Consider the following 14,490-nt stretch of genomic DNA (forward strand, 5'->3'; position numbering starts at 1 on the left):
GGCCCGACATGAACACTGTCCCTGATAGCGAACACCCTGACGAACCTCGTCCGCCGGGTGAAACCGAGCGCGACAACGACGCACTGCGTCCCACCGATCCCAAACAGCGGCAGAGCTCCGGAAAAGGCACCTTTAGTGGCGAGTCAACGGCGCAGGACACTGCGCAACGAGCGCGGAACAAACCCTGAAGGGCGTCTATGCTCAGTGGCACATCCGTCGCTGACCACATTGGCGATGGGTGCTGCCATCCATCACAGGGAACGTACCGCTTATGAAGCTCCAAGCACTGACGCACGCCATAGCACTTGCTACCGTCCTTTCTGCTGCCAGCCTTTCGGCGACGGCCGCCGATATCCCGCTGTCGGCCGCTGTCGAGGCCGACCGAGTCACCACCAAAGTGCTGGCGGTTGACCCGGCCAATCATCAGGTGGTCCTTGAAGGCGCAGAAGGTCGCCAGGTGCACATTCAGCTCAGCGACAAGGCGAAAAATCTCGGTAATTTGAAAGTGGGCGATCTGGTTCAGATCGAAGTGACCCGCTCTGTGGCCGCTTATCTGGACACCGACGTGGATAAAGGTCTGCCAGGCTCCACCGAGCGCACCGGTGAACTGCGCAACGCCGTGGGCAGCAGCAACCCCGGTGGCGAGGCATTCCGCCAGGTTCAGGTCCAGTTGAAAATCACCAAAATTGATTTGGCGACAAACCAGGTCACCCTGGAAAACCCTTCAGGCCAGTCGAAAACCCTCAACGTCGAAAAGCCTGAGATTCAGGCCAAACTGAAAAATCTTAAAGTCGGACAGAGCGTCGTGGTCACTTATACCGATGTATTAAAAGTGACCAGTCAGCATGAAAGTTGAGTATTGACTCTACAGAATGGCTGTTCTTGTACAAGTAATTGTATGAGAGCAGTCATATGAAGTATTCGAGGTGGTGATGTCAGAAAGTTTGTCGGGAAAAATCGGTAAGCAATGTCCTTTAACTTTTCAGTACATAAATTTCATCTTCAATTAGGACGACATATCCGCCAACTTCCATTAAAATCCCTCCCGTTCGCCCAGTGTCAGGGCTCTTTACCGGTGCATGGATTGCCAGGCCATTACACTGGGCGAACACCTCCTCGGAGTGGAAACCAAAGAATTCAGATGCAAAAAAGGGCGACTTTGAAGTCGCCCTTTTTTATTGTCTTACGATTTGGCGGGCCGCATGCCCTGTTGTGACTGAAGGCGCTTGAGCGTTTCCTGATACATGGTGGTGCGGCGGTGTTGTTTGCCGTATCCACCGATCGCGGCCACGGTGCCGGCCTGGATGTGATCGAGGTAGCGAAAGATCGTCCGCGGCGAGAGGCATTTGATGCCGTAGCCAAGGCTGCTTAAACGATCCTGCAGCGTGTATCCCGGGACCCGGTCGTCCATCGAAAAATGCAGCCCGTGAGCCTTGATCAGCCGTGCATTCCACAAGGTGCAGAAGCTTTTCAGGTGAGTTTCCCGGTAGGGTTTTGGATCTCGGGAGGGCAACCCCAAGTGCTGTTTTGCCCGGCGGAAATAGTGTTTGAAATAACGCGAAGACAAACGCCAGGTGTCTCTAAGGACGCCGCGATCCAATTGCTCGACGCAACCGACCGCCGCTGTATCCAAAGATTGCATGCACTCATTCATCATCATCGAAAAGACAGTACTGTCAAAAACGAAAGTGTCGGTGTGCAGCAAAAACAGGTAATCGGTTTCAACTTTCGCAAGTGCCAGATCAAGTGCCTTGCCATGAGCAATATGTCCCGCTTCCTTGCCGGGTGAAGGGCGCTCGATCAAGTTGATCCAGTCCAGAGACCGCAAGTAGATCAGGCTTTCATCGGCGGAATCGTTGTCCACCACCCACACCGGAATTTGATGCTCCTTGACGTATTGCTGGAGAAACTCCAGGCACATCCGGGTTATTTCCGGCGTCTTGTAATTGACCAATACAAGACTGAAGGCGGGCAGTTGTTTAGAGGTGGAATCGATCGCACTCATGGTCCGGGCTCACTTCAAGTTGAAGGGTTCTGCTGACGGCAATCAGCCCACAGAACCGCTGCTTTGTGGCCCGGATGGTAGGGACGCAACCTTAGTTCAAGCTTAATTTTCGAGCGCCCGGGCCGGGCGACGTGTTACGGCTTGCGACACCGGCGAAGCGCTTGGCGACCCAGCGCGGTTCCACGGTAAGATGCGCCGCCCTTTCAAGTTCAAGGAAGACAACGGCCCGCGCCGTTCGCCACGGATGAAACCACTTTCCCTCTACCACCCGGCCCTTTACTGGCTGCGCGTGTGGCAAAAAAGACTGTTTCGCCACATCGCCTGGCACTGCTCGAGCAAACGCTACGCGCGACCTGCCGCGACGTCCGAGCGCTTGCCTTATCGCTACCTCAAGCACACCTCAAAACTGATCCGCAAACTCGGCGACTCCGACCTCGCGCTGCAACACAACAAAGTCATCAACCTCAAACTCGCCGTCGCTGCCATCGACGGCGTCACCATCGCCCCCGGCGAATATTTCTCCTTCTGCCGCCTCGTCGGCCGCCCGACCCGCCAACGCGGCTACGTCGAAGGCATGGAACTCTCATTCGGCGAAGCCCGCACCGGCATCGGCGGCGGCATCTGCCAACTCAGCAACCTCATCCACTGGATGGCCATTCACTCACCCCTGATCGTCACCGAACGCGCCAACCACAGCTTCGACCCCTTCCCGGACGACGGCCGCGTCCTGCCATTCGGCTCCGGCGCGGCGATCTTCTACAACTACATCGACCTGGTACTGCACAACCCGACGGATCGCAGCTTTCAGCTGAAGCTGAAGGTCGGGGAGACGCAGTTGGAGGGGGAGTTGTTGTGTGATCGGGAGCGGGCTTATCGGTATCACGTGTTCGAGGTGGGGCATCGGTTTGTGCGGGAGGGGGAGCGGGTGTATCGGGAGAATGAAATTTGGCGGGAGGTGAGGGAGAAGGGGCAGGTGGGGGCGTTGGTGGAGAGGGAGCGGTTGTATGGGAATCGGGTGGTGGTTAAGTATGAGGTTTTGGGGGAGATGATTGAGGGCGGATAGCGGTGATGTTGTTTTGGTCAGTTGGTTTACTCCATATATCCGAAGCGTTTATCGATACTAGCTTTCCAGATTTTTCAATATGTTCTCTAGCGCGATTTTGAACTCTTCCCAGTTTTTGGCTTTTTCACAATGAGTCGGATTTTGCCAGTCTTGATTGCAGATTAGAGAGATTACAAAGGAACCGCGTGTGCTGAATTCTGGATACCATCCGATATCGAGTATTTGGCCGCATGGGAAAGTCGCTTGAAAAAGGTCTTCCTTCAAGTTTTCTATTTCGAGCGAGATGTCGAGTGTTTGATCAAGCTGGGAAATGTCATCGAGAGTTATTTTGGCTCCGAGAGTGGTGATTTTGCTTGTGTTCATTTAGTGATCTCCAAGGAGGGCGGATGTGCTTTTTGAACATTGCTCAGGTGTTGGTTGGGTAAAGGATGATTTGAATAGCTGAGATCTCAACAAAACTCGGCAAAATAAGATCTTTATTTTCGTTTTTTAGTGAGATGAAGATGATGGGATTGCCAAATTTTAGCGACCCGCATCCATCTTCGGTAATAGAAATAAGCTCTGCTGTTATATAGGTTTTTTCGGCTTCATGGCGAGTTGAGGGTGTGTTGCTCATTGCGGTGAAGATGTTTTTGTCCCAGTAAAAAAACATCATCAATATTTATTTCGACGTCATAGTGACGTTTTTTTCTTGCCTCTAGAGTGAATAAGCTTGAAAGACCTTCTCCATAAGGGGTGGAGAATTCAACAAGGGTCTTTTCTGTGTAGATTTTAACTATGCGCGATATTGTGATTTTCATGAGTTTATTATTCGGAGGGTTTTTGATGAGGTTTTTCTTTGATTGGAAAATCTAAAAATGCCCAATAGTTTTTTGAAAAAAAAAGGGGGGCAGATTTATTTTCTTCAGCGAAAAATAAATTTTGGTTTGTTATGCTTCAAGCATAAAGTCTTCGATTTTTTTAATAAACTCCATCTTGTTTTTTGTTTTGAATTCCCCTAGGGATATCTCAGAATTTTTTAACGGGTTCCCTTTGTTGTCGTACTTGATCGTTAGAAATTCAATTACAAACTCACCCGATGGATCTCCTTCTGGTTCAACTCTGGAGTCAAAGCAGTGTCCCGTAGTTTGTCGTGCACCACCTAGTAAAACTGAACTACTAAACCAATCTGCAGTTTCAGGGGTGAGATCAACCTCATAAAGGTTGTTGATTGTGATTGTCCATCCGCTTGGTACTCGGAGGGGTTGGAGTTCGTATTTAAGTTTTGTTCTCATGTTCTTTGGTTTTTTATCTGTAAAATGGGCGTTTGAATAAGCGGATGGGCCACAAGGTAGTGGGTGTTTAGTAGTAAATTCAATTAGTGAGTTCTCGCTGGATGCACTTATTCTGAATTTTTTCTCGTTGGATGTGATTTTGATTCTCAGTTTTTCATGGGTGGGGATGTTTTTTATTAAAAGACCTTCGATGTTGCTGCAATTTAAACCTATGCGGCATGTGTTGAATCCAGACTGTTTCCATTTGTCTGGCGGTGCATCTGGATACTCTGGGATGTCAAACTCCATTAATATAATTGGTCTGCTGTTGTCAATGTTTATGGAGAACAGCTCTATCTCACCAATTAGGATGGGTGAGGTGAATACCTTGTTAAAAAAGGTGCTTCCGTCTAATTTGTTCCAGGAATTCAATTTTTTATTCCTTGAAATAATAGTGCTATCTTGAAAAGAGGACAGATTTATTTTCTCCAAAGAAAAATAAATCTGTCCTCTTTTTGTTCTAGATTTGTAGTCATGTTTTTATTTTTAGATTTGTTGCTTTGATTTTAGCTACATGGCTCCGTTGTTGTAGTATGCTTTTATGTTGGCTATTGTGATGTTTTTTGCACTAAACATGGCTTTGCATGAGTTTGCAAATCCTAATTCGATTTTGTAGCTTGGTCCGTCTTGTTTGATAGATATGTTAATAGAGCCGCTGAAGTTGAAATTTTCAACTATGAAGTCCTCTATGTTGACGATGTAGAGATTGAATTCATACTCGTTGTAGCTTTTCTTTAGCCATTTTTTTGGGGCGGTTGCTTGTTCTATTGAGCATCGTAGATTTAAGTTTATAGATGTTCCGTCCAGCATTGCGTAAGAGACGTAAATGTTGTTGGGTAAATGGTGCTCTCCAAAAATTGAAGTCCATTGTTTTTTGTTTGATATTGCTGAAGTCCACATTTATAGGTCCCGTTTTGTTGCGTTTATTTTGCTAGATTTCCTTTTTATAGATGGCTAATTATGGTTGGTAGATCGGTTTCTGTTGTCTTTGTAATGTTTATTTTTTCGAGTATTGAATTGATTTTTGTATGGTATTCAATTGGGCTGATAAGTTGTGCGGTTGAGTGGGTATCGCTTTCTAAGAAGCGACATATCAGAGCTTCTCGATCAAGTGTCAAAAAGTTAAATAGGCTATTTGAAGTTACACCTTTATCACCATTGCTAAGTTGATCCCATAGGACTTGCATGTCTGGAGTTTGCTTTTTAAGTATGAGGAAAGTATTTCGATATTGTGTTAATTCGTTTGGGTTTATTTGGTTTTTTTCGGTTTTTTCGGGGTTTAAGTATGAGTAGATTTTTGTTTGTTCGTTCTTTTTAATAAATCCGTTTTTACCTAAGGTTTTTTCGATATCTTTGCGTAGGCGAATTTCTTGTATTTTTTGCTGTTCGAGCGAATCTCCAACTGTTCGCCATTTTATAGTTACGGGCCATTCAGTTGACAAGGCGATACTCAACTTTTTCCAAGTTGACCATGCCTCCGACAATGATGCGGAATAAAACGAATAACTTACGAATCCGGGAGCGGTTGTGTAGATAGGTTGCTCACAGAGCTTTATTCCCGGTTCACAGATGTAAAATGTATTCATGGTTATTCTTTTTTAAAGTAAGTATGGGAGTTGTCGCCCTCTTTTAGGGCCGCTTTCGTACCAGTAGTTCCCGTAACCTCTGTATTGAAGTGAGGTCCCTCATTTCCTTTTACGTGCCCAAGTGAGTGCTCTCGAATCGTAACAGTTCGGCCATCCTTCAAGCGAAACTCATATACGCGGCTCATTACTCGACCCTTTTGGTCAGTAAGCACTTCCTTATATGATCTCGTTGGCTGCTGTGACAGCGGAATTCCTCCGACTTTCTTGGCCTGCCTGAATGCTGCTTTCCTTGTAAGGGTACTTTCATGGCCTTTTGGAAGCTCAGGTTCACCAGTTTCTGCTTTGGCTCCGCTGGTGTCATCTGCCTTGTTTTTTGTTCCGATTTTCGAGTTTTTAGGGCAGTTAGCACTTAACCCCAAAGGGTCCACCCATCCCGTAGGGTTAGGCACGTACTGGTAGTTATTCAACCCACCCGCAAGCTTGATCGGATCCGGTGTCAGAAACCGCCCAGTCCCCGGATTGTAGTAGCGATGACGGTTGTAGTGTAGGCCCGTCTCTGCGTCGAAATACTGACCCTGGAAGCGCAACGGGTTATCGATTTCGCTGACGTCCAGCGCCGCGAGGTTGCCGTAGGCGCGGTACTTCGCGGACCACATGATCTCGCCACTGTAGTCGGTGAGTTCCTGCGGTGTGCCCAGATGATCGAGTTGGTAATAGAACGGGGTCGCCTTGCGAGGCCCTTCACCATCGAGCATGGCAAGAGGGCGGAATGTGCCCGGTTCATAGATATAGCTGCGGTAACGATTGTCAGCGCTTTCGGCGATCAGGCGTTCGCCTTGCCACAAGAATTCGGTGGTATGGCCATCGACGGTTTTCTCGATGCGGCGGCCGAAAGCGTCGTATTTGTAGGACGCGGCGCTACCATCCGGCAGGCTGACACGGATTAGTCGGTGCTGGGAGTCGTAGCTGTGTTCGGTGACGAGTTTTTGTCCGGTGCCACGGCGTTCGCGGATCAGGTTGCCATAGGCGTCGTAGTCGTAGTGGCGGTCGCCCTGCATCAGCAGGCGGTTGCCTTTGACGTTGGCGAGGTTGGCTGTGCCTTCGTTGTTCTGGCCGAGCAGGTTGCCGGCCGGGTCGTGGGCGAAGGTTTCCGGTGTTGCGCCACGTACGCTGGTCAAGCGGTCCAGCGGGTCGTAGTGGAAGCTGCGGTTGCCCTTGCGGCTGTCGTCGATACCGGCGAGGTTGCCGTTGGCGTCGTAGTTATAGCGACGCTGGAACAGGTTTTTTTCACGCTGGCTGACGTAGTGAGCCTGCAAACGGCCCTGTTCGTCATATTGATACTGGCTGAGCAGCAGGCCCTGCTGGCGCTGCTGTTCGCGACCACCGCTGAACTGGTGAGACGTCAGGCGCGAGCCGTTGAGGTCAATGCCGCTGAGCAGGCCGCCGGGTTGGTGGCGGTAGTCGAGTTTGCTGCCATCGGGTAAGCGACAGTGCTTGAGCTGGCCGACGCTGTCGTACTCATAGCGCAAGGTGCCCCAGCCCTGGTGTTCGGTGACGAGGCGATCTTGCAGGTCGTATTCGTAGGCGAGCGGCCAGTGCCCGTCGTCGACGTTGACCAGGCGACCGAGGGCATCGTAGCTGTAGTGGATTTCTTCGCCGTCGGGAAGTGTCTTCACCAGAAGCCTGCCTGCGGCGTCGCGTTGGTATTCAGTCACCAACTCGCTACGGTCATCGCCGAATTCGGTTTTCTTCAGCAACTGGCCATTGAGGTCGTATTCGTACGCAGTGCGACGACCGTCGAAGCCGGTTTCCTGCTGGATCAGGCCATTCGGGAAGTAGTCGAGGTTGTAATGCTCGCCGCGCTCGTTTTCGATTTCGGTCAGCAGCAGGCGCGAGTTGTCGTAGCGGTAGCGCAGTTGGCTACCGTCAGGATTGATACGACGGCTGACAAGGTGCAGGTTGTCGGCATATTCGTAACGGGTGACGCGGCCGAGTTCGTCTCGTTCGGCAGTGCCATTGCCGTAGGCGTTGTAGGTAAACGCGCGTGTTGCACCGCCCGGCAGGGTAATTTGTGCAAGGCGGTTGGCGGTATCCCATTGGTACTGAATAGAAAAGGGGACAGATTTATTTTCTATTTTCTATTTTCTATTTTCTATTTTCTATTTTCTTTAACGAAAAATGAATTTGTCCCCCTTTAAGGCTTTGACTATTCCATATTGAATTTGGCTTAGTACGGTTTCTCAGAAATTTATTGTCTCTACATTGCCGAGTATTGAAGTTATTTTATCAAAAAACTCTTTTTCGCTTGTGAAGTGTGTGTTGTCGATTAGATCTAGAAACCAGAGCGCATCTAGGGCTAAAAATATTTCAAGCCACTCTGGTCTTTTTGCTTTTGCTTCAGGCATATCATTTGCGGCGAATCCGTGGCCTTTACCTTCCGATAGATAAAAATATTTATCTGTAAATGAGTAACCTATAACCTTCGGCCAGCTTGAGCTATGAGGAAAATTTGGTTCCATATCATTTTTGGCAATTATGTAAAAGGTTTTCATTTTTCCTCCGGTAGTACGTCAACTTTATCGAAGTTTACTTTTTGACCGTCAAGATGAAGTTGTTGTGCTCCTCCGTCGCCGTATTTTTCATAGGCCTCAGCTAAAGGCTCTAATTTGGATTTGTCAGTATCACCTTTCCAAAAAGGAACACGTGCTCTCGGCTTTCCATCAGTGTAGAGCTGCAAAGTATCAAACTCTGCCCTGATGCGCGCATCACTCCATGAGCCAGGACCATTTTCGTCCGGTCCATGTTCTGGCCCTTTAACCTGAAATGCGTTTCGCGCGTCTTTACCAGATTCATGTTTTTCGAATCCGAAGTAGGTTACCCCCTGGCTTTTCGTTTCTATTGCGTCCTGACCCCATTTGTTAAGAGTTCCATCATCATTTTTGTATCGGATATATCGATATCCAGTTGAGGGCATTGTAGAGTCCGGGCCTGAGGGACCTACGTAGAAATCAGGTTTAGGCTGTGCCACCTCAGGGGCTTTAGTGAGTTCGTTTACGCTCGAATTGGATATGGGGTCTTCGATACCGGTGGGGGGCTTGCATCCATCTCCTCCAGGACAGGTATCTAGGCCCAAAGGGTCTACCCATCCTGTCGGGTTAGGCACGTACTGGTAGTTGTTCAACCCACCCGCAAGCTTGATCGGATCCGGCGTCAAAAAACGCGCTGTGCTCGGATTGTAGTAGCGGTGCCGGTTGTAATGTAACCCCGTCTCGGCGTCGAAGTACTGACCCTGAAAGCGCAGCGGGTTGTCGATTTCGCTGACATCCAGTGCAGCAAGGTTGCCATAGGCGCGGTATTTTGCCGACCACATGATCTCGCCGCTGTAGTCGGTGAGCTCCTGCGGAGTGCCGAGGTGGTCGAGTTGATAGTAGAACGGCGTGGACTTTAGTGGACCCTCGCCGTCGAGCATCGCCAAGGGGCGGAAGCTGCCGGGTTCGTAGATGTAGCTGCGATAGCGGTTGTCGGCACTTTCGGCAATCAGACGTTCGCCTTGCCACAGGAATTCGGTGGTATGGCTGTCAACGGTCTTTTCGATGCGTCGGCCGAAGGCATCGTATTTGTACGACGCCGTACTGCCTCCCGGCAGGCTTACGCCGATGAGACGATGTTGGCAGTCATACCGGTATTCAGTGACGAGTTTCTGGTTAGCGCCGCGCCGCTCGCGGATCAGGTTGCCGTAGGCGTCGTAGTCGTAGTGGCGGTCGCCCTGCATCAGCAGGCGGTTGCCTTTGACGTTGGCCAGGTTGGCAACGGGCATGTCGGTCTGACCGAGCAGGTTACCCGCCGGGTCATGGGCGAAGCTTTCGGGTGTTGCGCCACGTACGTTGATCAGGCGATCCAGCGGATCGTAGTGGTAGCTGCGATTGCCTTTACGGCTGTCGTCGATGCCGGCGAGGTTACCGTTGGCGTCGTAGTTGTAGCGACGCTGGAATAGGTTTTTGTCGCGTTGACTGACGCTGTGCGCTTGCAGGCGACCTTGTTCATCGTATTGATATTGGCTGAGCAGCAGACCTTGCTGACGTTGCTGTTCACGACCGGCGCTGAACTGGTGGGAAGTCAGGCGTGTGCCGTTGAGGTCGATACTGCTCAGATGCCCGCCAGGTTGGTGGCGATAATCGAGTGTGCTGCCATCCGGCAGGCGGCAGTGATTTAGCTGTCCGACGCTGTCGTATTCGTAACGCGTGGTGCCCCAGCCCTGATGCTCGGTGATCAGCCGATCCTGCACATCATATTCATAAGCTAGCGGCCAATGACCATCGTCCACGTTGACCAGGCGGCCAAGTGCATCGTAGTTGTAGTGAATTTCCTCGCCGTCGGGCAGGGTCTTCACCAGTAGTCGGCCAGCGGCGTCGCGCTGGTACTCGGTGACAAGTTCGCTGCCGTCGTCGCCGAATTCGGTTTTCTTCAGCAGCTTGCCGTTGAGGTCGTACTCGTAGGCAGTGCGGCGTCCGTCGAAACCGGTTTCCTGCTGGATCAGCCCGTTCGAGTAGTAATCCAGCTGATAGTGTTCGCCGCGTTCGTTTTCGATGTCGGTGAGCAGCAGGCGTGCGTTGTCATAGCGATAACGCAGTTGACTGCCGTCGGGGTTGATACGACGGCTGACCAGGTGCAGGTTATCGGCATACTCGTAACGGGTTACGCGGCCCAGTTCATCGCGTTCAGCCGTGACGCGACCGTACGGGTTGTAGGTAAACGCGCGCGTGGCACCACCGGGCAGGGTGATCTGTGCCAGACGGTTTGCAGCATCCCACTGGTAGTGGGTGATTGCACCGGTCTCAGTCTGACGTGTGATCTGCCGACCGAGCGCGTCGTAGCGATATTTGCGTTGACCGCCGTCGGGCAGGCGCTCCTCCAGCAACTGGCCAAGGTTATTCCAGCCCAGTTGATGACGGCTGCCATCAGGGTGTCTGATTTCCAGCAAACGTCCTTGGCGATCGTAGCTGTAGTGGGTCGAGTTTCCATCTGGATCAATTTGTTCGGTGATATCGCCTTGGTCGTTACGCCAGTAGATCCATTTGGCCGGGCCACGATTAACCACACGGACGTAGCCGTGGTAGTACTCGTAGGAGGTCGGCATGTCTTCCGGCGGGATGATCGCGACCAGTCGACCGGCCTCGTTGTATTGGTATTCAGTGACTGCGCCGAGTGGATCCTTTTCGGCGATTAACCTACCTTGATCGTCGTAAGCCTTGAGGTGTTCCGCGCCATCCGGATCGACCCTGGCGACGAGTCGAGCCTTGTCATCGTGGGTGTAGACCTCTTCACTGCCATCTGCGTTGGTAACCGTGACGCTACCTTTGTCATCCCACGCGTAGTGCGCGTCCATTTGCGAGAAGCTGGCCCAGTGATGGATGCAGCGCGCTGACTTGCCTTCCTTTTCCCATTCCCAGTAGAAGCTGGCGCCACCGGCGAGTTGCCGCTCGAGAATGACGTTCTGTTCGTTGTAGGCGTAACGCTCCGACTCACCGGCAGCGTTCGTGGCTTTGATCAGGCGTTGTTGAGCATCGTACGTGTAGGTGACCAGCGTCTGGACGGTGCTCCATGCATCTTCCAGATTGTCTGCCGGTAGGAATTGCTGATAGTCGATGGCGACAATGTGTTTGCGGTCGTACCGAACCAGAAGTGCTCGACCGGCCCCGTTATCCACGCGCTTGATTCGACCGTGGATGTCACGGGTGATGTGCAGGCGATTGTCGTAGTTGTCGCTGATGGCGATCAGCGTCGCGCCTTTGCTGTTGAAGCAGAAGTGATAGAACTGCTTGCGTTCACCAGCCTGTGTGAGGATAAGTTCGGAAGGGTCGTTGCCGATGAAGATCGCGGCTTCCGAAAGGCTGTTGGTGATTGCCGGACGCTGCTCGCTCGGCATAGGAAAAGTCGTGACACGGTTTTCGTGGTCGGTCCAGATGACTTCATCGCCATTGATGTCCACCCGTTGGGCGAGGGCATGGCTCCAGCCAAAGCCGAGGCCGCAATCCATTTCCGCCGCACTGGTGCGATAGAGACGCGTCCAGGTGAAGGGCAGTAAACCGCCGAGTTCGCCGTCGGTAATAGTCAACAGTTCTTCACCCGTCACCATCGAAACCGGGCAGCCATTGGTGCAGGTTTTCTTCGCGCAGGTGGCGCTTTTGTCGTCAGGTGTCTTCGATTGATCAGGAACGTCGTCGATTTTTTCCTTTGGCTCAAGCGAGGTTTGTTTCTGCTTTTTGTCCCGTGGAAACGAGGAGGCGTCCTTGACCTCTTGTTTCGGTGTGTCTGAAGTTTTCGGCAGCGGGCCTTTGGCTGGTTGCTCCGCTACCTGGCTCTTCGGTGCGGCTTTGCCTGGTTGGGGTTTGGGCTTGGGCGCTTCAGTGGCGGCTTCGTCGATCTTCAATGCTGCCGTTTTGGCAGGCTTCATCGGCACATTCTTGGCGCTGGCGATGATTGGTTTCGACACCTCCGCATGAGCGGGCAGGGCGTGTTTGTTGCTGAGTGTCATCAGAGTAGAAGCAAGATCATCCAGGTACTTGATCGCTTCACCCGATTTGACCGTGGACAGGACTTTCGTCCCTGCTCTTACAGCCAGTCCGGCACCACCCGTCAGGCATATACCCACCAGTACGTTGATCAGAAACTCCGAAGCAATCGCCGTCATAACGTCGACGATGACCTGCGGCGGAAGCATGCCGACCCAAGCCACAATTGCCGAGACGTAGATGAACATCAGCGGCTCGTCGCTGAGGATCAGCAACCCTGAAGCGATGGACTCTTTCGACGCGGCATAGAGCTTGTCGATTTCGATATCCGAGAGATATTTTTTGAGTTTTGCGTAGTTTTTTTGCGGATTAGCGAGCAGCTCGAACAGGCTTTTGATGTCGTCCCACAGACGAAGCAGAGCTTTCTCAAAACCATCCAGTGCCCGTTTAAGCAAAATGACCGAACGCCCGGCGCGATCTGCCGCTGAGTAGCTGGCCCATTGCGGCTGAAACTTGTTCGACCATTCGCTTTGCAGCCAGCTGTCAAGTTTTCCGATAACGCCTTGATAGGAGTCATAGAGCGCTTTGACGTCGTTCTGCGAGACATTGGGAAAGAACGTGATGCGATAGGTCTGCCCCTTCTTGCAACCTTCAACCACCTTGATACCGCTTGGACCTATCATGGTTTCGATGACCGGTCCGGTAACGTCGTCGTAGAAGGTGCCCTTGGTCACTGGCTCCAGTTTTACTGGAGTATTGCCAATAGGGACGAATCGCGCTGACTCGAACATGTGGATCAGCGTGAAATCACCCACCAGTGGGCAGGTTGCATAGGTTTCCACTGCGCCGGTTTTGGTCTTGCGTTTAGTGACACTGACTTCGTTGCCGACCTTGAAGGTCTGGTCGACATCCAGCGCCCAGCCCGTCCAGAAACCGTCAGCCCAGTCCTTGTAATCGCTCAGGCAGTTTTTGAAGTCTTTGAGAATCAGGCTCACGTCAGGTGTTTTGGCGTCCAGCACACGCAGGACCAATGTACCAATCGGGGTATTCATGACGTGACTTCCTTTGTCAGCTCAGCAGCAAGACGCTCTGCCATTTCTTCTGTATTTGGGTTTTGGCGTACGAAGCGCTCGACCTTTCTACGCAGGTTGGCTTCGGGAAATTCGAAGTACAGCTCCGGACAATCCTCTGATAGCCACTGCATCAGGTTCTCGACTACGGTGGTGTGATCCTTTTTCGCGAGGACATCCAACAGCGTTTGAGGCACTTCCCACCAAGGCCACTCTTTCGCAGGCGGCACTGCTCTTCGGCCCACTTCAACGCTTTTGCCATTGATCAGATATCGCTCGAATACCGGTAAAACTTCTCCGGTGGCGGGACCAAGCGCCTCAATGATCGGGTAGATATGCCGACCATCCCAAAATCGAAAAAATACTTCCGTGGCATCCGGCATACGCACTTGGGTCAGGCTACGTAAATGTTCCATTACCAGGTCTGGATCGCAGGTAGACACGGCGAGCCATCCCCAATCCAATGCGTCAGTTTCAGCAATCCACGACAAGAATTCAGCGTTCGGGGTGATTTCTGCGAGGTACGGCATCACCGGTTTCCAATCGGCGTACGGTGTTCCGCTCCAGATAGGTAGAAGTTGCGGAGCCGTATCATGCTGATAAAAGGGCTTGAGTGGCTCTGCATCGCTCGCGGCGCTGATGACCAGATACAGACGTTCATCTTTTTGCAACGGCTGTTGTGCCAGCCAATCCTTGGGTGTCATTCGATTAGATGGCACAGGCACCTGCCTTGCATTTTTCACACTCTGCGCAGAACGGCGCATTACGTTTGAGGGTGTTGATTTGCGCCGGGGTCAGCACGGCGCCAGCCTTGTCGGCATCAGCCTGTTTCAGCACGCCCGGCATCAACGGGGCGGCACCCGTGCCGCTGCCTGGTCCGCCGCCGGAGTTGATATTGATCGCCGGCCCGCTCATGGTCACGCCGCCACCATCAATCTTGA

General features: G+C 51.7%; 12 protein-coding genes and 2 pseudogenes. 3 read left to right on the forward strand and 11 right to left on the reverse strand.

The features are described from left to right. Window positions 1–8: 8 nt before the first annotated feature. Both QLG12_RS07875 and QLG12_RS07880 read left to right on the forward strand, forming a co-directional pair. The gene (locus QLG12_RS07875; protein ID WP_282474269.1) at window positions 9–188 is read left to right on the forward strand and encodes a hypothetical protein; all 180 of its coding nucleotides are present in this window, start codon (window positions 9–11) and stop codon (window positions 186–188) included. A gap of 83 nt (window positions 189–271) precedes the next feature. Beyond that, window positions 272–856 (forward strand): hypothetical protein, encoded by a 585-nt coding sequence (locus QLG12_RS07880; protein ID WP_197871004.1) that lies wholly within the window; start codon window positions 272–274, stop codon window positions 854–856. 327 nt (window positions 857–1,183) lie between these two features. On the opposite strand, the gene QLG12_RS07885 is transcribed toward QLG12_RS07880, so the two are convergent. Then, a complete protein-coding gene (locus QLG12_RS07885) occupies window positions 1,184–2,005 on the reverse strand; it encodes a glycosyltransferase (RefSeq protein ID WP_197870978.1) in 822 nt (273 codons plus the stop codon). 244 nt (window positions 2,006–2,249) lie between these two features. Here QLG12_RS07885 and QLG12_RS07890 point away from each other — a divergent pair, with 244 nt between their 5' ends. Then, on the forward strand, window positions 2,250–3,068 hold the full coding sequence (locus tag QLG12_RS07890) for a VanW family protein (RefSeq protein ID WP_282474279.1): 819 nt from the start codon (window positions 2,250–2,252) through the stop codon (window positions 3,066–3,068). A 57-nt stretch (window positions 3,069–3,125) separates the two neighbouring features. On the opposite strand, the gene QLG12_RS07895 is transcribed toward QLG12_RS07890, so the two are convergent. From QLG12_RS07895 to QLG12_RS07940, 10 genes and pseudogenes are all read right to left on the reverse strand, one after another. Further along, window positions 3,126–3,431 (reverse strand): hypothetical protein, encoded by a 306-nt coding sequence (locus QLG12_RS07895; protein WP_282474270.1) that lies wholly within the window; start codon window positions 3,429–3,431, stop codon window positions 3,126–3,128. A gap of 43 nt (window positions 3,432–3,474) precedes the next feature. Further along, window positions 3,475–3,723: a hypothetical protein gene (locus QLG12_RS07900; protein WP_282474271.1), complete on the reverse strand. Its 249-nt coding sequence runs from the start codon at window positions 3,721–3,723 to the stop codon at window positions 3,475–3,477. A 274-nt stretch (window positions 3,724–3,997) separates the two neighbouring features. Then, window positions 3,998–4,753, reverse strand: coding sequence for an Imm50 family immunity protein (locus tag QLG12_RS07905; RefSeq protein ID WP_282474272.1), 756 nt, complete (start codon window positions 4,751–4,753; stop codon window positions 3,998–4,000). Window positions 4,754–4,891: 138 nt separating this feature from the next. Next, entirely contained in the window at window positions 4,892–5,281 is a 390-nt protein-coding gene (locus tag QLG12_RS07910) for an Imm50 family immunity protein (RefSeq protein ID WP_282474273.1), read from the reverse strand. A gap of 44 nt (window positions 5,282–5,325) precedes the next feature. Continuing rightward, window positions 5,326–5,967 carry a hypothetical protein gene (locus tag QLG12_RS07915; RefSeq protein WP_282474274.1) on the reverse strand — a complete coding sequence of 214 codons (642 nt, stop codon included), beginning with the start codon at window positions 5,965–5,967 and terminating at the stop codon, window positions 5,326–5,328. A gap of 2 nt (window positions 5,968–5,969) precedes the next feature. Further along, a pseudogene (locus tag QLG12_RS07920) lies at window positions 5,970–8,078 on the reverse strand (RHS repeat-associated core domain-containing protein); the annotation flags it as partial. Window positions 8,079–8,207: 129 nt separating this feature from the next. After that, on the reverse strand, window positions 8,208–8,519 hold the full coding sequence (locus tag QLG12_RS07925; RefSeq protein WP_282474275.1) for a hypothetical protein: 312 nt from the start codon (window positions 8,517–8,519) through the stop codon (window positions 8,208–8,210). After that, window positions 8,516–13,531, reverse strand: a complete 5,016-nt coding sequence (locus QLG12_RS07930; RefSeq protein WP_282474276.1) for an RHS repeat-associated core domain-containing protein — start codon at window positions 13,529–13,531, stop codon at window positions 8,516–8,518. Before QLG12_RS07930 ends, QLG12_RS07925 begins: the two co-directional genes overlap by 4 nt. Next, complete coding sequence (locus QLG12_RS07935; protein WP_282474277.1) at window positions 13,528–14,268, reverse strand: DUF4123 domain-containing protein; 741 nt, start codon at window positions 14,266–14,268, stop codon at window positions 13,528–13,530. Before QLG12_RS07935 ends, QLG12_RS07930 begins: the two co-directional genes overlap by 4 nt. Continuing rightward, a pseudogene (locus QLG12_RS07940) lies at window positions 14,258–14,490 on the reverse strand (type VI secretion system tip protein VgrG); the annotation flags it as partial. The pseudogene QLG12_RS07940 and the gene QLG12_RS07935, both read right to left, overlap by 11 nt.

Origin of the sequence: Pseudomonas sp. V88_4 (assembly GCF_029967985.1) — a bacterium.
Taxonomy (GTDB): domain Bacteria; phylum Pseudomonadota; class Gammaproteobacteria; order Pseudomonadales; family Pseudomonadaceae; genus Aquipseudomonas; species Aquipseudomonas glycinae.

Coding starts and splice junctions, on each gene's coding strand:
- QLG12_RS07875 (WP_282474269.1), top strand. CDS start 9: ATGAACACTGTCCCTGATAGCGAACACCCTGACGAACCTCGTCCGCCG.
- QLG12_RS07880 (WP_197871004.1), top strand. CDS start 272: ATGAAGCTCCAAGCACTGACGCACGCCATAGCACTTGCTACCGTCCTT.
- QLG12_RS07885 (WP_197870978.1), bottom strand. CDS start 2,005: ATGAGTGCGATCGATTCCACCTCTAAACAACTGCCCGCCTTCAGTCTT.
- QLG12_RS07890 (WP_282474279.1), top strand. CDS start 2,250: ATGAAACCACTTTCCCTCTACCACCCGGCCCTTTACTGGCTGCGCGTG.
- QLG12_RS07895 (WP_282474270.1), bottom strand. CDS start 3,431: ATGAACACAAGCAAAATCACCACTCTCGGAGCCAAAATAACTCTCGAT.
- QLG12_RS07900 (WP_282474271.1), bottom strand. CDS start 3,723: ATGATGTTTTTTTACTGGGACAAAAACATCTTCACCGCAATGAGCAAC.
- QLG12_RS07910 (WP_282474273.1), bottom strand. CDS start 5,281: ATGTGGACTTCAGCAATATCAAACAAAAAACAATGGACTTCAATTTTT.
- QLG12_RS07915 (WP_282474274.1), bottom strand. CDS start 5,967: ATGAATACATTTTACATCTGTGAACCGGGAATAAAGCTCTGTGAGCAA.
- QLG12_RS07925 (WP_282474275.1), bottom strand. CDS start 8,519: ATGAAAACCTTTTACATAATTGCCAAAAATGATATGGAACCAAATTTT.
- QLG12_RS07930 (WP_282474276.1), bottom strand. CDS start 13,531: ATGAATACCCCGATTGGTACATTGGTCCTGCGTGTGCTGGACGCCAAA.